Origin of the sequence: Pantoea sp. BJFS-204 (genome assembly GCF_049310725.1) — a bacterium.
Taxonomy (GTDB): Bacteria; Pseudomonadota; Gammaproteobacteria; order Enterobacterales; family Enterobacteriaceae; genus Pantoea; species Pantoea agglomerans.
In genome coordinates this window covers 843618-862461 of sequence record NZ_JBMOWE010000002.1, presented here as the reverse complement: position 1 = coordinate 862461, position 18844 = coordinate 843618, and the positions used below count along the sequence as shown (strand labels likewise).

14 protein-coding genes are annotated in these 18844 nt (G+C 56.8%); 9 read left to right on the top strand and 5 right to left on the bottom strand.

All coding sequences use genetic code 11. The features are described 5' to 3' along the window. Positions 1–30 precede the first annotated feature (30 nt). A complete protein-coding gene (locus tag ACO6VX_RS10795) occupies positions 31–633 on the top strand; it encodes an NAD(P)H-dependent oxidoreductase (RefSeq protein ID WP_158132270.1) in 603 nt (200 codons plus the stop codon). Next, positions 623–1231, top strand: a complete 609-nt coding sequence (locus ACO6VX_RS10790; protein WP_061902229.1) for a TetR/AcrR family transcriptional regulator — start codon at positions 623–625, stop codon at positions 1229–1231. The genes ACO6VX_RS10795 and ACO6VX_RS10790 overlap by 11 nt, the downstream gene beginning before the upstream one ends. An 86-nt stretch (positions 1232–1317) precedes the next feature. On the opposite strand, the gene malG is transcribed toward ACO6VX_RS10790, so the two are convergent. From malG to malE, 3 genes are all read right to left on the bottom strand, one after another. After that, positions 1318–2208: a maltose ABC transporter permease MalG gene (gene malG / locus ACO6VX_RS10785; protein ID WP_010247369.1), complete on the bottom strand. Its 891-nt coding sequence runs from the start codon at positions 2206–2208 to the stop codon at positions 1318–1320. Between the two features lie 150 nt (positions 2209–2358). Continuing rightward, the gene (malF, locus tag ACO6VX_RS10780; protein ID WP_422458121.1) at positions 2359–3882 is read right to left on the bottom strand and encodes a maltose ABC transporter permease MalF; all 1524 of its coding nucleotides are present in this window, start codon (positions 3880–3882) and stop codon (positions 2359–2361) included. A gap of 56 nt (positions 3883–3938) precedes the next feature. Further along, positions 3939–5129: a maltose/maltodextrin ABC transporter substrate-binding protein MalE gene (gene malE, locus ACO6VX_RS10775; protein WP_010247363.1), complete on the bottom strand. Its 1191-nt coding sequence runs from the start codon at positions 5127–5129 to the stop codon at positions 3939–3941. Between the two features lie 362 nt (positions 5130–5491). On the opposite strand from malE, the gene malK reads away from it, so the two are divergent. The 6 genes from malK to ACO6VX_RS10745 all read left to right on the top strand — a co-directional run bounded on the left by malK (position 5492) and on the right by ACO6VX_RS10745 (position 10312). Then, complete coding sequence (gene malK / locus ACO6VX_RS10770; protein WP_010247360.1) at positions 5492–6601, top strand: maltose/maltodextrin ABC transporter ATP-binding protein MalK; 1110 nt, start codon at positions 5492–5494, stop codon at positions 6599–6601. 43 nt (positions 6602–6644) lie between these two features. Further along, a complete protein-coding gene (locus ACO6VX_RS10765) occupies positions 6645–7946 on the top strand; it encodes a maltoporin (protein ID WP_033760237.1) in 1302 nt (433 codons plus the stop codon). 102 nt (positions 7947–8048) lie between these two features. Then, complete coding sequence (malM, locus tag ACO6VX_RS10760; protein ID WP_167433094.1) at positions 8049–8987, top strand: maltose operon protein MalM; 939 nt, start codon at positions 8049–8051, stop codon at positions 8985–8987. Between the two features lie 188 nt (positions 8988–9175). Further along, positions 9176–9391: a type II toxin-antitoxin system Phd/YefM family antitoxin gene (locus ACO6VX_RS10755; protein WP_010247349.1), complete on the top strand. Its 216-nt coding sequence runs from the start codon at positions 9176–9178 to the stop codon at positions 9389–9391. Between the two features lie 99 nt (positions 9392–9490). Next, positions 9491–9835, top strand: a complete 345-nt coding sequence (locus ACO6VX_RS10750) for a type II toxin-antitoxin system PrlF family antitoxin (protein WP_033768537.1) — start codon at positions 9491–9493, stop codon at positions 9833–9835. Between the two features lie 6 nt (positions 9836–9841). Then, positions 9842–10312 carry a type II toxin-antitoxin system YhaV family toxin gene (locus ACO6VX_RS10745; RefSeq protein WP_045140153.1) on the top strand — a complete coding sequence of 157 codons (471 nt, stop codon included), beginning with the start codon at positions 9842–9844 and terminating at the stop codon, positions 10310–10312. 188 nt (positions 10313–10500) lie between these two features. On the opposite strand, the gene malQ is transcribed toward ACO6VX_RS10745, so the two are convergent. Together malQ and malP are read right to left on the bottom strand one after the other, a co-directional pair. Continuing rightward, positions 10501–12576 (bottom strand): 4-alpha-glucanotransferase, encoded by a 2076-nt coding sequence (malQ, locus tag ACO6VX_RS10740; protein WP_422458120.1) that lies wholly within the window; start codon positions 12574–12576, stop codon positions 10501–10503. A gap of 8 nt (positions 12577–12584) precedes the next feature. Next, positions 12585–14987 (bottom strand): maltodextrin phosphorylase, encoded by a 2403-nt coding sequence (malP, locus tag ACO6VX_RS10735; protein WP_422458119.1) that lies wholly within the window; start codon positions 14985–14987, stop codon positions 12585–12587. Between the two features lie 281 nt (positions 14988–15268). On the opposite strand from malP, the gene malT reads away from it, so the two are divergent. Beyond that, positions 15269–17971, top strand: coding sequence for an HTH-type transcriptional regulator MalT (gene malT, locus ACO6VX_RS10730; protein WP_132498995.1), 2703 nt, complete (start codon positions 15269–15271; stop codon positions 17969–17971). Positions 17972–18844 lie beyond the last annotated feature (873 nt).

The following is an 18844-nucleotide window of genomic DNA, read 5'->3' as shown; positions in this document are numbered from 1 at the left end:
CTTAATGACTAATCAGGTAAGGTGACGACGATGCATGCATTAATAGTGACTTCCCATCCCAATCAGGACGCTCACACCCACCGCGTGGCGGGCCAGCTGGCGCAGGGCATTATCGCGACAGGCCACCATACGGCTGAAAAGGCCGATCTGGCGGCAGAAGGGTTTGATCCACGTTTTACGCTCAGCGATCACAGACATTTCAACGGTCTGGCGCCGACGCCTCCCGACGTGCTGGCAGAACAGCAGCGGCTGGATCGTGCCGATGCACTGGTGCTGGTCTATCCGGTCTACTGGTGGTCATTTCCGGCACAGCTTAAAGGCTGGATAGACCGCGTCTTCATCGCGGGCTGGGCCTTTGATGAGCAGGATGGCCATATCGTAAAACGCCTCGGCCATCTTCCCGTGCATCTGGTTGCGATTGGCGCGGCTGATACCCGAACCTTTCTGCGGCGCGGCTATTTCGCCAGCATGCGGAATCAGATTGATCACGGCATCTTTGACTATTGCGGTGCGCCGGTGGTGACCAGTGAACTGTTGCTTAGCGGCGATGAAGGTTATCCTGAGTCACACTATCAGCTGGCGCATCAACTGGGCCAGCGTCTGTTCGCCCATCAGGAAAAACATGACCGTTGAAAAAACACCCCGTAAGCGTCTGACACGCGAGGCACGACGCAGGCAGTTGTCAGACGTCGCGTGGCAGATAATGCAAACCGAAGGCAGCGAGGCACTGACGCTGGCCAGAGTCGGCGACGCGGCGGGGGTCAGTAAACCGGTGGTTTATGACCACTTCACCACCCGTCATGGATTGCTGGCGGCGTTGTATGACGATTTTGATCGTCGCCAGACCGAAAAGATGGAAGCGGCGATGAATGCCGCACCGATGGTGATGCAACAAAAAGCGGAAGTGCTTGCGGCCTGTTATGTGGATTGTGTGATGACGGAGGGGCGTGAGATTCCGGAGTTGCTGTCAGCGCTCAGCACCTCACCAGAACTGGCTGCCGTCAAACGCCACTATCAGCTCGACTTTATCGCCCGCTGTCAGCGCTGGTTTGTCCCTCTGGCAGGCAGCAGCGGTATTCCGGAAGCAGGCATGTGGGGCTTGCTGGGGGGCGCGGATGCCATCGCAGGTGCGGTGGCACGCGGCGATGTCAGCAAACGGGAAGGAGAACAGGCGATCACTGCCATGGTCGTGGCGCTGGTGGCAGGCAGCCGTGCGTCGGAATCGGATTAGCATAAAAAAGGCGGCCCGCAGGCCGCCGAATCCTTCAACCACAACAGGCGTTGTGTAAGTAGTGGCAACGTACAATGATGATCGTTTTAGCCTTTCACCCCGCCTGCGGTTAAACCGCTCACCAGCCAGCGCTGCGCCAGCAGGAAAACCAGGGTGATCGGAATCGCGGAGAGCACCGCCGCAGCGGCGAAATCGCCCCACAGATAGTTCTGCGGATTGAGGTACTGCTGCATTCCGACCGCCAGGGTGTAGCTGTTTACATCGCGCAGCAGCAGCGAGGCGACCGGCACTTCAGTCACCGCGGCGATAAACGCCAGAATAAACACCACCGCCAGAATCGGCACCGACAGCGGCAGCAGCACCAGCCGGAACGCCTGCCACGGCGTTGCGCCATCCAGCGCGGCCGCCTCTTCCAGTGACCCGTCGATAGTTTCGAAATAGCCTTTGATAGTCCAGACATGCAGCGCGATACCGCCCAGATAGGCGAAGATCACCCCACCGTGGGTATTCAGTCCGATAAAAGGCAGATACTGACCGAGACGATCAAACAGGGCATAGAGCGCCACCAGCGACAGCACCGCCGGGAACATCTGGAAAATCAGCATTCCTTTTAGCAGGCTGGCACGGCCGGTAAAGCGCATACGGGCAAAGGCATAGGCGCAGGTGGTAGAGAGCGCCACGATGCCCAGCGCACTGATTGCCGCAATCTTGATCGAGTTCCATAACCAGAGCAGCACCGGGAAGGGCGGCGGTGTCACCCGGCCATCCGCATGTTCCACGCTGAAACCCAGCGCCAGACGCCAGTGCTCCCACGAGATCTGCTCCGGGATCAGGCTGCCGGTGGCGAAGTTCCCGGCACGCAGCGAAATCGCAATCACCATCAGCAGGGGAAAGAGAATCGCCGCGATAAATAACAGCAGCAGCAGATGCGTGGTGAACAGACGCAGCCGTTGCGATTTCGGTTGTACCATAGCCATAACAACTCCTCTGAGCCTGGTCCATCAGGCTATTTTATTTGTCAGTCTGAACCCGGGCAGTGCTCACAATCCTCACCTCCCAGGTTGCGGTTGTTCCACGCTCTTCGCGTCCGGACTGCCTGCAACCATGACGCCTGTCGGGCCAGGCGCTTAGTCGAATTTCATCCGCGAGGCTTTCAGGTTAATCACCGCCAGCGCACCCACCAGCAGGAAGATCAGCGTGGCGATAGCGGCGGCCAGCCCAAAGTCCTGCCCGCCGCCGCCTTCAAAGGCGATGCGCCAGGTGTAGTTCACCAGCAAATCGGTGTAACCGGCTGGCGTGGTGGTGCCGAGGCGATCCGGCCCGCCGTTGGTGAGTAACTGCACCAGCACAAAGTTATTAAAGTTAAAGGCAAAGCTGGCGATCATCAGCGGCATCAGTGGTTTCAGCAGCAGCGGCAGAGTTATCAGGAAGAAGTTCTGCAGCGGTCCTGCACCGTCCATCGCCGAGGCTTCATAGAGATCGTCCGGAATCGCCTTCAGCAGGCCCATGCAGAGGATCATCATGTAGGGGTAGCCGAGCCAGGTATTGACGATAATTAGCATGGTGCGCGCCAGCGTCGGGTCGCTGAACCAGGCCGGCTTCACGCCAAACAGCGCGCTGAGCATCACGTTGATTTCACCAAAGCTCTGGTTGAACAACCCCTTGAAAATCAGGATCGAGATAAACGCCGGAACGGCATAGGGCAGAATCAGCATCACCCGATAGACCGCTTTGCCGCGCAACGCCTCCCACTGCACCAGACACGCCAGCACCATTCCCACCGCGACGGTCAGCACCACGGTGATCAGCGAGAAGAGTAGCGTCCAGCCAAATATCGCCAGGAACGGCTTCTGAATCCCTTCGTCAGTAAACACCCGCACGAAGTTTTTCCAGCCGGTATTCACGGTAAAGCCGGGGCTCAGGGTTTCGTTCGCCCAACTGCCGTCGGCGTTAATCGCCTGATAGAAACCGGTCTGCGGATTAGCGCGATAGCGCGCGTTGCTCTGCTGATTGATCAGCTCATCCTGCGCACCCACCCGATAGAGCGGCTGGGTGCCGGAGAACTGGCGCAGCGAACTCATCCGTAACTGACGACCATCCGGCATTTCCGCCCGGATCTGGCTCAGCGCCTGACGATGGGTCGTGATCGCTCTGAAGTTCGCCCGTTCACCTGAAGGTGGTGCGGCAGGGGCCATTTTCAGTATCTGTTCAGCGCCAAACTGAAACGGCGGCGAAACATAGTCTTTGCCATCATTCAGCACCAGCTGCCAGCGATCGCCGGCCGGGAACAGAGAAAAACTGACTGCTTCACCCGACTGGAAGGTGCGGCCCAGCAAAACCTGCTGCGCCCGTTCAAAGGTGAGCTGGTTGCTGCTGCTGTAGTTGGTAAAGGCAATGGCAATCGTGCAGGCGAGAGGGAACAGCACAAACAGCGCCATTCCCGCCACGCCGGGATAGACATAACGCCACGCATAGGCGCGACGGTTAGCATAAATCCACAGTCCGGTCGCACTGAGGATCAGCGTCAGCAACGCAAACAGATATTCGCCCTGCGCGTACATCAGCACCAGCAGATAGCCGACCAGCAGACAGCAGATCCCGATGAGAACGCTTTTCAACAGCACACTGCGCGTTTTCGGTTTTCCTGACATGATGCGGTTTTCCTTAACGGTCACTCAAGCCGGGTTGCCCCGGCTGCAAGGGGAGATTACTTCTTCAGACGGGCCTGAGCATCTTTCAGTGCGGCGTCGACGCTCTGACGACCGCCCAGCGCGTTCAGGGTAGCGGTGCGCATCGCATACCAGAATGCCGCCATCTGCGGGATATTCGGCATGATGTCACCCTGACGGGCGTTGTTCATGGTGGCGGCGATACGCGAATCTTTTTCCAGCGTCTGCTGGAAAGATTTCAGCGCCACAGCACCCAGCGGCTTATCTTTGTTGACCGCATCCAGACCGGTGTCAGTCAGCAGATAATTCTCCAGGAACTCTTTCGCCAGCTCTTTGTTAGGACTGGCGGCGTTGATCCCGGCACTCAGCACGCCGACAAAGGCTTTCGACGGTTTACCGTTCAGGGTTGGCAATTCGGTGACGCCATAGTCGATGCCGCTTTTGTCGAGGTTGCCCCACGCCCACGGACCATTAATGGTCATGGCGGTTTCGCCCTTGTTAAAGGCGGCCTCAGCAATCGAATAATCGGTGTCCGCATTCAGGGTTTTGGCTTTAACCTGATCGACCAGGAACTGCATGCCCGCTTTAGCTCCGGCGTTATCGACGCCGACATCCTTCACGTCATAATGTCCGTCGGTGAGCTTAAAGGCGTAAGCCCCGCCTGCGGCCAGCAGCGGCCAGGTGAAGTAGGGTTCCTGCAGGTTAAACATGATGGCGCTTTTGCCTTTGGCGCGCAGTTGCTTGTCGAGACCGGCGATCTCTTCCCAGGTTTTTGGCGGGTTCGGCAGCAGCTTTTTGTTGTAGATCAGTGACAGCGACTCAACGGAAATCGGGTAGCCAATCAGCTTGCCGTCAAAGCGCACCGCGTCCCAGGTGAACGGGAAAATCTTCTCGCGGAAGCTGGCATCCGGCGTGATCTCAGCCAGCAGGCCGGACTGCGCGTAGCCGCCGAAACGGTCATGTGCCCAGAAGATAATATCCGGGCCATCGCCGGTCGCTGCGACCTGCGGATACTTCTCTTCCATTTTGTCAGGATGTTCGACCGTGACTTTGATGCCGGTCTCCTGCTCAAATTTCTTACCCACTTCGGCAAGGCCGTTGTAGCCCTTGTCACCGTTGATCCAGATGACCAGTTTACCTTCCTCAATTTTTGCCATCGCGCTGGCCGAAAAGAGCACGGCAGAGAGGGCAGAAAGGGCCAGAATTCTTGCTCCGGTTTTCATCGTCATAAATCCATCCTGTTAGCGGAAGTGGTGAATGCTGTACCGGCATCATTGTGCTTATCCGCCACGGCTTCTCATCCTCCTCTGCTCTACGCCCCTCGGCTTGCCGCTGTGATCGCGCTGGCAAAAAGCCCCTCAAGCGGGCGCTTACGCGGCAAAAATTCCTGCGGGTCTGCGTTAGCGATCACAAAAAAGCGCGTCAGCGTGCGGGCCGCGGCGTCAGCCCGCGTTTCTCCTCCTCCCGCCTCCTCCCCCAGCGGAATGCATTGCGGTGGAGGATGTTACCGTCAGTTTCCTCTCGCATAGTGAGCCCCGGAACTCGTCTGCCGCTGGGCAGACACGACTATGCAGCTAAGAGGGAAGGGATCATGGCGAGCGTTGTGTTACGCAATGTCACGAAAGCCTGGGGCGATACGGTGGTGTCGAAAGATATCGATCTCACTATTCGTGAAGGGGAATTTGTTGTTTTCGTCGGCCCATCAGGCTGTGGCAAATCGACGCTGCTGCGCATGATTGCCGGACTGGAGACCATCACCAGCGGCGAGCTATTAATCGGCGACCGGCGCATGAATGAAGTGCCACCCGCCGAACGCGGCATCGGCATGGTGTTTCAGTCCTATGCGCTCTATCCCCATCTGTCGGTGGCGGAGAACATGTCTTTTGGCCTCAAACTGGCCGGGGTGAAAAAAGCGGAGATCCAGCAGCGGGTTAATCAGGTGGCGGAGATTCTGCAACTGGCGCATCTGCTCGATCGCCGTCCTAAAGCTCTCTCTGGCGGGCAGCGTCAGCGCGTGGCGATTGGCCGCACGCTGGTGGCGGAACCGCGCGTCTTCCTGCTGGATGAACCACTGTCGAACCTTGACGCCGCGCTGCGCGTTCAGATGCGCATTGAGATCTCCCGTCTGCATAAGCGCCTGAAGCGCACCATGATTTACGTGACCCACGATCAGATCGAAGCGATGACGCTGGCCGACAAAATCGTGGTGCTGGATGCCGGACGCATTGCGCAGGTCGGCAAGCCGCTTGAGCTGTACCACTATCCCGCCAACCGCTTTGTCGCCGGATTTATCGGCTCACCAAAAATGAATTTCCTGCCGGTCAAAGTGACCGCCACCGCCATCGATCAGGTTCAGGTGCGGCTGCCGAATCAGCAGCTGGTCTGGCTGCCGGTTGACAGCGCCGGTGTGCAGGTCGGCAGCAACATGTCACTGGGTATTCGCCCGGAACATCTGCTCTCCAGCGATATCGCCGACGTCACCCTGGAAGGGGAAGTGCAGGTGGTGGAACAGCTGGGGCATGAAACACAGATCCACATCGAGATTCCCGCTATCCGTCAGAACCTGGTTTACCGCCAGGAGGACGTCGTGCTGGTAAAAGAGGGCGCCATCCTCGGTATTGGCCTGCCGCCCGAGCGTTGTCACCTGTTCCGCGAGGACGGGAGCGCGTGCCGCAGGCTGTATCAGGAGCCGGGTGTATAGCCCTGCCAAAAACAATAAAAGCAATGACCTCAGGAGATAGAAAATGTTAACTCTGCGCAAACTTCCCATCGCCGTTGCCGTCGCGGTGGGAACCCTCTCCGCCCCGACGATGGCGGTTGATTTTACCGGTTACGCCCGTTCCGGCATTGGCTGGACCGGCAGCGGTGGTGAACAGCAATGTTTCCAGGCCACCGGTGCCCAAAGTAAATACCGTCTGGGCAACGAATGTGAAACCTACGCCGAACTGAAATTAGGCCAGGAAGTGTGGAAAGAGGGCGACAAAAGCTTCTATTTCGACACCAACGTGGCTTACTCCGTGGCACAGCAGAATGACTGGGAAGCCACATCGCCCGCCTTCCGTGAAGCCAACGTAAAAGGTAAAAACCTGATCGACGCGCTGCCAGGCTCTACCATCTGGGCCGGTAAGCGTTTCTATCAGCGTCATGACGTCCATATGATCGACTTCTACTACTGGGATATTTCCGGTCCGGGTGCCGGTCTGGAAGATGTCGATCTCGGCTTCGGTAAACTCTCTTTCGCCGCAACCCGTTCATCTGAAGCGGGCGGCTCTTACACCTTCTCCAGCGATCGTATCCGTGACTTCGCCACCAGTACTGCCAACGACGTGTTTGATGTGCGTCTGGCCGGTCTGGAAACCAACACCAACGGCGTGCTGGAGCTGGGTGTCGATTACGGTCGTGCCAACGCCCGTGACGACTATCGTCTGGAAGAGGGTGCCTCTAAAGATGGCTGGATGTTCACTGCTGAACATACCCAGAGCATGCTGAAGGGCTACAACAAATTCGTGTTGCAGTATGCCACCGATGCGCTGACCTCTCAGGGCAAAGGCGTGCCGCAGGGCACCAGCCTCAATAACAATGGTGACATGTACCGCATCCTCGACCACGGTGCGATCTCGCTGGCCGAACGCTGGGATCTGATGTACGTCGCTATGTACCAGAACATCGATCTGGACAACAACCGCGGCACCGAGTGGTACACCGTGGGTGTGCGTCCGATGTACAAATGGACGCCGATTATGAGCACGTTGCTGGAACTGGGCTACGACAACGTCAAATCACAGCAGGCTAACGAGCGCAACGGCCAGTACAAAGTGACGCTGGCGCAGCAGTGGCAGGCGGGCGACAGCATCTGGTCACGTCCGGCTCTGCGTCTGTTCGCGACCTACGCCAAATGGGATGAAAAGTGGGGTTACAACAAAGATAACTCAGGCGATCTCACCACCTTCGCCTCTGCGGACACCAGCGGCAACGGCATCCTGACCAACAGCCGTGGTAAAGACGATGAAGTGACCTTCGGCGCGCAGATGGAAATCTGGTGGTAAGCCAGCACCTTTTCTGACAGGCGCGCCTGCGCCTGATGGATCTCTTTGGTCGCGGTGTGCCATTGCCTGGTTCACGCCGCGACCTGCAATAAGGTAGACATAATGAAAATGAAAAAACTGGCTGCACTCTGCCTGAGTGCGGCGTTACTGACAGGACACGCGCTTCCCGCCCTGGCGGATGTCAATCTGGTGCCGCAGGATCTCTCGTCCGCACCGGTCGTGGCACCCGAGACACTGCAACGCCTGAGCTGGCAACCGCTGGCTGCTTCTCAGACACAGACCACAAAACTCGCTAACAGCGGACAGATGCTGAATGCGCCACACATTGCCGGTCCGGTCGCGGCCTACAGTCTGCCCGCCAATATCGGCGAACTGACGCTGACGCTGAGCAGTGAAGTGGCGAACGGTCAGGTTTTCGCGCCGAACGTGCTGGTGCTGGATGAAAACCTGCGTCCCGCGGCCTGGTTCCCCAGCCGCTACTTTACCTATCAGAAGCCGGGCGTGATGGCGGCAGATCGACTGGAAGGGGTGATGAAATTAACCCCGGCGCTGGGTCAGCAAAAAATCTACCTGCTGGTGTTCACCACCGACAGCGATCTGACACAAACCACCACGCTGCTTGACCCGGCCAAGGCCTACGCGCAGGGCACCGGTCATGCGGTACCGGATATTCCCGATCCCGTCGCCCGCCACAGCCGGGAAGGGACAATCAAGCTGAAGATGCAGACCAGTTCCGGCTCATCCATTCTGGTCGGGCCGCTGTTTGGTTCATCCGGCCCGAGCGCGGTGACCGTCGGCAATACCGCACCTGCGGCAGCGTACAGCGCAGCACCGGCGCCTGCACCCGCCGCAGCGCCCGCGCCAAAAGCCCGTGCGGAACCGATCATGAGCGACACCGAGAGTTACTTTAACCAGAAGATCAGACAGGCGGTGAACAGCGGCAATATCGATAAGGCGCTGAAACTGCTGGATGAAGCCGAGCGGCTGGGTTCCACCTCTGCACGGCAGACCTTTATCAGTAGTGTTAAAGGCAAGGGGTGAAGCTGCCCCGACAATACTGATGTTGTTCCATCTGGTGCGCTGCGGCGCACCTTTTTTTGTTGCAGAGATCCTGATTGCATGATTTTTTTGCGTGGTTTTACGCATTGCGTAAGTCATGCTGTGGGCAATAGCGTTTGATGAATATAGGCTAACTAAGCTGTTTCAGGGATGACTTTTCTGGAGGCTATATGCGAAGTTACACGACAACACAGGCCCGAAAATATCTTGCTGAAATCATGGATATCGTGAGGGCGGGTGAGCCTGTGATTATCACCCGCCGGGGCGGCTCTGCTGCTGTGCTTATCAGTCGCGAAGAGTTTGATGTCTGGCAGGAAATAAAACAGGGTGCCAATTTTTCAGTCGATACGGAAAAGCGTAATCAAAAACTTTTAATGAAGACTTAGTAACAAAACATTCGCTCTTATCGCGATCAATGCATTTGCATTGCCAATGCACTTGCATTACTGTTGCGCTATCTTGTTTTTTTCTAGTGAGAATCCGCAATGGGAACTCTGACTCATGCAAACATCTCTCTGCGTGCTTCATCAAAACTGACAGCGCGCAGCCAGACCACTATCCCTGCCGCAGTTCGTGATGCGATGAATCTGCAACCGGGTGAGAATATCGAATACGCTGTTCTGCCGGGCGGCAAAGTCCTTATTACCCGTCAGGAAACGGTGACTGATGATGATCCAGTGATCGCGAGCTTTCTGAGTTTTCTTGCTGCTGACATACGCAACACGCCTGCAAATATTAAAACGCTGGATCGAGGATTATTAACTCGCATTACATCGTTGACCGAAGGTATGGACGTTGATTTGGATGCTCCACTCATGGACGATGAGTAATTAAGTATGGAAGACAGCACGGTTATAAATGGATGGCACGTTTATGTTCATCCCTGTTTTGAATCGCAGCTGATTGCGCTGACCAATGAAGTGGAGTTACTCAGGGCTAAATATCCTGAAAGTTACCAGCGAAAAGCGACGACTAAGCTTTTAGCCGCTGTGTTTAAAGTTATCAATAGTGAGATTTGCGCCGATCCACATCAGGCAAAGTTTCGCCAGGGCGATACGCTGGGAGAACAAAATAAGCATTGGTTCCGTGCAAAGTTTTTGATGCAGTATCGTTTGTTCTTTAGATTCAGCGAGCAACATAAAACCATCATCCTTGCATGGATGAATGACGCTGAGACCAAACGTGCTTATGGCAGTATGCGTGACGCCTATAAAGTATTTTCAGGAATGTTGCATAACGGCTATCCACCTGACGACTGGGCATTGCTGTTAAAGCAATCTCAGGATTGGGCGAAGATAAATTCTTAAGTTCATTAAATCCTGAACAGAATCCGGTTAGTGTTTTCAGACGCTCGTGCTCAGGGTGATCTTATCACTGTTGAGAGGCGCTGATTACAGTAGCAGAGTGCGAGCCGTTGCCGGCCCGCACGCTGTAATAACTGAAAATGATGTAAAACAGGCTGCGTCAGACACGAGTCTGAGTCGCGCGTTAACCTTCAATTGCGCAGTAGTCGCTTCCGGCGTGCCGTCAGATCACGCAGCAGCGTGTCAGTGGCAGGATCGCTGAACAGCGTTTCAAGCGTGGCGCTGAGCTTGCGTCGCCAGTTCGGATATTCATCGCTGGTGCCCGGAATATTGACCGGCGTCGCCATATCCAGCCAGTCCTCCGGTTGCAGTCCCAGCAGGGCGCTGTGGCTATCAGCCAGATAGCGCTGCATCGCCCGGTTTAATGCCTTGCTCATGCCGGTGCGACGTGCATCGCGTCCGGGACGTTTCGGCAGGGCACCAACGCGATGCAGACTCTGCAGCAGCGCCTGCTTCGCCCGCAGCCGATCCTGATACAGCCCGGCCAGCACCACTTTGTCAGGATAGAGGCCGAGTTGTGCGCCGGTGGTCAAATCATCGCTCTGCCACCAGCCACGCAGCGTCGGAAGATCGTGAGTGGTGGCGACCGCCATTGCCTGCCGTGGCCATTCGGCGGGCGGACGAAAACGCTGGGCTGACTCCTGCTCAAAATAGAGCACCTTATAGGAGTAGACCCCGCCATCGCGCAGCTTATCGACAATCGCTTCCGGCACCGTACCGAGATCTTCGCCAATTACCATGCAGCGATGACGCTGACTTTCCAGCGCCAGAATCGCCAGCAGATCGTCGATGGGATAGTGCACGTAGGCACCGTGCATCGCGCTTTCACCGGCCGGAATCCACCACAGCCGCATTAGCGCCATCACATGGTCAATGCGCAGTGCGCCGCAGTGACGCATGTTGGCGCGCAGCAGGGCGATCCACGGCTCCCAGGCGCGCTGACGCATCACCTGCGGATCCATGGGCGGCAATCCCCAGTCCTGGCCGCGCGGGCCGAGAATATCGGGCGGCGCACCGATGCTGGCCTCCATGCAGTAGAGATCGCGCTCGCTCCAGGTCTCTGCGCCACCCTGCGCAACACCCACCGCCAGATCGCGGTAAAGTCCAATCGGCATCTGCTGCTGCTGGCAGATGTCCCAGCAGTCGGCAAACTGCTTCGCGGCCAGCCACTGCAGCCAGAGCCAGAAGCGCACCTGATCGGCGTGCTGTTGCAGGAAGGCCTGCACGGCCGGACTGCCGGGATCCTGCAACGCCTCCGGCCACACCGGCCAGCCCCAGCGATCACTATCCTGTGCTATCTGATCGGCGTGCAGCGCATCAAACAGCGCCTGATGCTGAAGACTCTCGCCTCCTTCACGTATAAATCCATTAAACGCCTGCACCTCGGGATCGCTGGCGTCACGCTGAGTAAAATGCGGCCACGCCAGTCTCAGCGCGTCAATTTTCAGCCGGGTCACCGCCGCATAATCCACCCAATCTGCTGCGCGAGCCTGTTCCAGTGCCTGTTCTGTTTCCGGAAGTTGCCACCAGGCCTGAGCGGCAGCGCTCTGCCGGAAGTCAGCGACTGCGCCCACATCGATGTAGAGCACATTAAGCCAGCGCCGGGACGAGGGGCTGTAAGGGCTGGCACTCTCCGGGCTGGAGGGAAACAGCGCATGGATAGGGTTAAGACCGATAAACGCGCCGCCGCGTGCGGCCACCTCCGGCAGCATCCGGCGCAGATCGCCAAAGTCGCCGATTCCCCAGTTTTCCGCCGAACGCAGGGTATAGAGCTGCACGCAGGCCCCCCATAATGACTCACCTGCCAGCAGGGCCGGGGGTTCATAACAGCGGGCCGGGGCAATTATTATCCGGCACGACCACTGCTGCGCGCCCTGTTGCAGCGTCAGCTGATGATAGCCTTCCGGCAGCGGCGGCAGATGCAGCGGCTGAGCGGGCTGGCAGCGACCTGAGCGGATTTCACCCGCTTCACTGGTGAGATGCCAGTGGGCATCGTCAGCGAGCTGTGGCGACAGGCTCAGAAGATCGCCGCTGCGAAAAATCACCACCGGTGGCAGCGGCGTGCTCAGCGGATGGGAAGGCTGCATCACCGCCAGCAAACGCTGGCGGGTCAGGGTCGGGATCGCCTGTGGCTTGCCGTGAGCATTGATATACTCAGCGGCGATGCCCGCCCGGGAGAAATCGTCCATAACCGGATCTGTTTTCATGGCGTTCCTTAGCGTTTCGCTTGCCAGATGCGCTGCTGGTAATCGCGGATAGCGCGATCGGAGCTGAACATGCCACAGCGTGCGGTATTGAGGATGGTGGCACGTGTCCAGGCCTCCTGATCGCTCCACAGCGCTTCTACCTGCGCCTGTGCGTCAAGGTAGGGCTGGAAGTCAGCCAGTACCAGATAGGGATCACCGCCTTTCGGGCCGAGACTCTGCAACATCGCATCAAAGGCGTGGCAGTCGCCCTGGCTGAAGGTGCCATCTTCCAGCGCCAGTAAGATCTGATTGAGCTGCGGATCTTTCTTGCGCCACTGCGCCGGGGCATAACCGTCTGCTTTTAGCGCCACCACCTGTTCCACGGTATGCCCGAAGATAAAGATGTTCTCGCTGCCAACCTGCTCAGCGATCTCGACGTTCGCTCCATCCAGTGTGCCGATGGTCAGTGCGCCATTCAGCGCCAGTTTCATATTTCCGGTGCCGGACGCTTCTTTACCGGCGGTGGAGATCTGCTCAGAAAGGTCGGCGGCGGGAATCAGCCGCTCGGCGACGGAGACGTTGTAATCGGGAATAAACACGACTTTCAGCCGGTCACCGATACGGGGATCCTGATTGATCACCTCGGCCACTTTGTTGATGGCATAGATGATGTTTTTCGCCAGTGCATAGCCGGGCGCGGCTTTGGCACCAAACAGCACCACGCGCGGCGTCCGGTTAGCCTGCGGATCGGTGACCAGCGTCTGCCACAGCGCAATGATGTGCAGCAGGCTCAGATGCTGGCGTTTGTACTCATGCAGTCGTTTGATCTGTACGTCAAACAGCGCCGTGGGGTCAATCTCAATGCCGGTCCGCTGTTTCACCCAGTGCGCCAGCGCGACTTTGTTCTGCTGCTTGATGGCGCGATATTCCGCGCAGAAGGCGGCGTCATCCGCAAAGGCTTCCAGCCCCTGCAAGGCATCGAGATCGTTCAGCCAGGGTTTTTGCAATGTCCGGGTGATCAGGGCACTCAGCGCCGGGTTGCACTGATTGATCCAGCGGCGCGGCGTAATGCCGTTGGTCACGTTGTGGAATTTCTCCGGCCACATCTGGTGATATTCCGGGAAGAGATCCTGCACCACCAGTTTCGAGTGCAGCGCCGCCACACCGTTGACCGCGAACCCGCTGGTCACGCAGAGGTTCGCCATCCGCAGCTGGTTATTATGCACCAGCGCCAGTCTGGCCCACTTCGCTTCATCGTCCGGCCAGCGCGCGGTGACAGCCGTTTTTAGCTGCGCGTTCAGGGTATTGATGATCATCATATGGCGCGGCAGCAGGCTGCGCACCAGACGCACATCCCAGCACTCCAGCGCTTCCGGCATCAGGGTGTGATTGGTGTAGGCAAAAGTGTGCTGTGTGATCTGCCAGGCGCGATCCCAGCTCAGCTGATGCTCATCCAGCAGCAGACGCATCAGCTCCGGGATGGCCAGCGTCGGATGGGTGTCATTAAGCTGGATCACTTCATGAACGGCCAGGGTTTCGATGCTGCGGCCGGCCCGATGATGGCGACGCAGAATGTCAGCCAGCGCACAGGCGCACTGAAAATATTGCTGCATCAGACGCAGTTTTTTACCGTTCTGATGATTGTCATTGGGGTAGAGCACTTTAGTCAGTTTTTCAGCATCAATACCCTGTTGTTCAGCGCGCAGAAAGTCGCCGTCGTTAAAGCGACTGAGGTTAAACGGCTGGGCATGTTTCGCCTGCCATAGACGCAGTGGCTGGCTGATACCATTCTGATAACCCACCACCGGCAGATCCCAGGCTTCGCCGAGCAGTTCAAACGCCGGTTGCCACTGTGGCTGACCCGCAACCGTCACCACTTTACCGCCCAGTCCGACCCGCACGTTAAGCGCGGCGTTGTGGTTAAACCACGGATAGCGGTCGCGCTGCCAGTCATCCGGGCCTTCAATCTGCGCGCCCTGTTCGAAGCGCTGCCGGAACAGACCGTACTGATAGTTCAGACCGTAGCCCGTAGCGGGCTGACCCACATTCGCCATGGAATCCAGGAAACAGGCTGCCAGACGACCCAGGCCGCCATTACCCAGCGCCGGATCCGTTTCGGTTTCCAGCACATCAGTGAGTGAGATATTCCAGGCGGCCAGGGCCTCGTTGACCGCGTCATACCAGCCCAGGTTCAGCAGGTTGTTGCCGGTCAGGCGACCGATCAAAAACTCCATCGACAGATAGTTAACATGGCGCAGTTCTGTCGGGGCCGGGGGAGCAGGCTGCGCAGCCAGCATATCGGCCAGCGCACCGCTGAGTGCCTGCCACCACTGTGTCGTGGTCATCTCCTGCGCATCGCGCAGGCCAAAACGCTGCCACTGACGGGTCAGGGCAGCATTGAACTGAATCGGGTTGAAATCGGGCTGTGTCATGGTTGATGTCCTGTAAAACGGAAAATGGATCAATGTGGCGACAGTCTGCCCGCGCGGAAACCCTCGCTCATCCTCCTGCAAAGAATTAGCGGAGGAGGATGGGGAGGGTGGAGAGGATGAGGCTAATCCGAAATCGTTGAAGGAGTGTGATTGCGCACGCTTTTGTAAAGTTTAGTTAATGGGTTTGCTTGCATTCATCTGACGAAATGCTGAACCTGTGTAAGGAATAATTACGAAGCGTAAAATAATGATGCGCTCGACAAATGGAGAAACGCGCGCCCATGTTAATACCCGCTAAACTCAGCCGCCCGGTGCGTCTTGAAGGCACTGTGATTCGGGAGAGATTGCTGCAAAAACTCACCGCTGCCGGTAACTATCGGCTGGTGCTGGTCACCAGTCCGGCTGGCTATGGTAAAACCACACTGGTGTCGCAGTGGGCGGCAGGGAAAAGCGATCTGGGGTGGGTTTCTTTAGATGAGGGCGATAATCAGCCGGAGCGCTTTGCCGATTACCTGATCGCTGCACTGCAACAGGCCACCCACGGTGGCTGTCCGCGCAGTGAGCTGCTGGCCCAGAAACGGCAGTATGTCAATCTCAATGCCCTGTTTTCTCAACTCTTTATCGAGCTGGTGGAGTGGCAGCAGCCGCTGTGGTTGATCGTTGATGACTACCATCTGATCACCAATCCGGTGATCCACGACGCGATGCGCTTTTTCCTGCGCCATCAGCCTGAAAATCTGACGCTGATTCTGATGTCACGTAACCTGCCGCAACTCGGTATCGCCAACCTGCGGGTGCGTGAGCAACTGATTGAGCTGGGCAGCCAGCAGCTGGCTTTTACCCACCAGGAGGCGCGACAGTTTTTTGACTGCCGACTGGCGGCCCCGCTGGAAAGCGAAGAGAGCAGCCGACTCTGTGATGATGTAGCGGGCTGGGCTACGGCGCTGCAACTGATCGTGCTGTCGGCGCGACAGGGGGCCAGTTCGGCTCAGCACTCCGCGCGGCGTCTCTCTGGTATTAATGCCAGCCACCTCTCCGATTATCTGGTTGAGGAAGTTCTGGATAACGTCGATCTGCCTACCCGCCATTTCTTACTGAAAACCGCGCTGCTGCGTTCAATGAACGATGAACTGATCGCCTGTGTCACCCGCGAAGAGAACGGCCAGATGCGGCTGGAAGAGATTGAGCGTCAGGGTCTGTTTCTGCAGCGCATGGACGATTCCGGCTGCTGGTTCAGCTACCATCCGCTGTTTGGTAACTTCCTGCGTCAGCGCTGCCAGTGGGAACTGGCGGCGGAACTGCCTGCGCTGCATCGGGCTGCGGCTGAGAGCTGGATGGCGCAGGGCTTTCCCGGCGAGGCGATTCATCATGCGCTCGCCTCTGGCGACGCCACTATGCTGCGGGACGTGCTGCTGAAGCACGCCTGGACGCTGTTTAATCAGAGCGAGCTGCCGCTGCTGGAGAACTCCCTGAAAGCACTGCCGTGGGAGATGATGCTGGAAAATCCAATGCTGGTACTGCTGCAGGCGTGGCTGATGCAGAGTCAGCATCGCTTCTCCGAAGTCGACAGTCTGCTGGCGCGTTTTGAACAGGCCAGCCGCTGCGAGATCGATACAGCACTGCGCGGTGAATTTAATGCGTTGCGCGCCCAGGTGGCGATTAACGATGGTAATACCGATGAAGCGGAGCGGCTGGCGAAAGTGGCGCTCGACACCCTGCCAGCGAGCCGTCACTACAGCCGCATTGTGGCAACCTCAGTGCATGGTGAAGTGATGCACTGCAAAGGCGAGCTGGATGATTCACTCAAACTGATGCGGCAGACCGAACAGATGGCGCGGCGCGATGAAGTGTGGCACTACGCCCTCTGGAGCCTGATTCAGCAGAGCGAGATTCTGTTTGCTCAGGGCTTTTTGCAGGCAGCCTATGAGATCCAGAGCCGCGCCTTTGTGCTGGTCGACGAGCAGCACCTGGCGCAGTTCCCGCTGCATGAGTTTCTGCTGCGCATCCGCGCTCAGTTGCTGTGGGCCTGGGGACGACTGGAAGAGGCGGAGCAGGCGGCCCGGGAAGGCATCAAAGTACTGAACGGTTTCCAGCCGCAGCAGCAGATTCAGTGTCTGGGATTGCTGGTGCAGTGCTCACTGGCACGTGGCAATCTGGATAACGCCCGCAGCTACCTGAACCGGCTGGAAAACCTGCTGAACAATGGCAACTGGCACAGCGACTGGATAGCCAATGCTGACAAAGTCCGGGTCATTTACTGGCAGTTGACCGGCGACAGCCAGAACGCCCGTGACTGGATGCGGCAGACGCCTAAACCCGCCTTCGCCAATAACCATTTTCTGCAGGGACAATGGCGGAACATCGCCCGCGCGCAGATCCTGCTGGGTGATGTCAGCCAGGCGGAAGTGGTGCTGGAGGAGCTGAATGAGAATGCCCGTGCCCTGCGCCTGATGAGCGATTTAAACCGCAATCTGTTGCTGCTGAATCAGATCTACTGGCAGACCGACCGCAAAGCGGAGGCGCAGCGTGTCCTGATTGAGGCGCTGAAACTGGCGCGCAGCACCGGTTTTATCAGCCATTTTGTGATTGAAGGCGAGATGATGGCGCAGCAGTTGCGGCAATTGATTCAGCTGAATACCCTGAATGAACTGGACAGCCACCGTGCCCGGCGCATCCTGCTGGAGATCAACAAATATCACCGTCACAAATTCGCCCATTTCGATGAAGGCTTTGTCAGCCGGTTGCTTAACCATCCTGACGTGCCGGAGCTGATCCGAACCAGTCCGCTGACGCAGCGTGAATGGCAGGTGCTGGGATTGATCTATTCTGGCTACAGCAACGATCAAATCGCCGGTGAGCTGGCGGTGGCCTCCACCACCATCAAAACCCATATCCGCAATCTCTATCAGAAGCTGGGCGTCACCCATCGCAGCGAAGCAATGAATCAGGTGCAGTCGCTGCTGAAAATGATGGGCTATGTCTGACGACAGGCGTTTACAGGGGCGGGCTTCAGCCCGCTCTGCCGCATGTCAGCACACCATCGAAACAGGCGGTTTTTATCAATGGGAAGCGGGGCAGTTACTTTACTGCGCAACATGCAGCTCTGATTTGCCGGATTTCGGGCCCTGATTTCTTCCAGCCGGTGCATAAATATCGCATGCATCTGCGCGTTACGGGTTTCACCTTTATTCAGCCCCGCGAGGTCCTGCCTGCAGCAGTTAGGGTAGTGCTTCCTGAAATTACGGATTTCTGAGGTTCAGGAAAATTAATTCTGAGTGGTTAAACAGTGTCCCCTTACCATACCTCTTAAAAGTCAGATGAATTATAGAAAATGATATATGCTTTTGCTTTTTTTTGAGTTCAGGATTGTCATTCCCTGCTTATGAAAAAAGTGCCTTAATAAAAATGCAATATGTATTATTTCATGAAAAGAGTAAATTGTTAGCAGGGTGATTATTAGCCTTTAATGTCATTAGCTATTAACGAGTTAGTTAAAAAATAGCATCCCCGAAAATTTTTTTTAAAATTAAACGAAAACATTCTAAAACAACGAAAAACGTTTCATTACACTCCATAGTTTTTATTTTTTAGATAATTTACTTTTAATGAAATAGCTCATTAGCTATGGGGTGGGCCAGCGATTATCTCATGTATTTATTATCTTTAAGGATGGATTATGAGACATAAAAAATTAACGCTTGCTTTGGCTGTTTTTGTTCTCTCTGCGGCGCGACTTGCAGTCGCTGCACCGTTACATAACCAACCGTTTACGAATCACTCCCCACAGACCTTCTTACTTGTCGGCGATGCTAATGGAGGTGACGGCGGCAACGGGGGTTCTGGTTCTAATTCTCCTG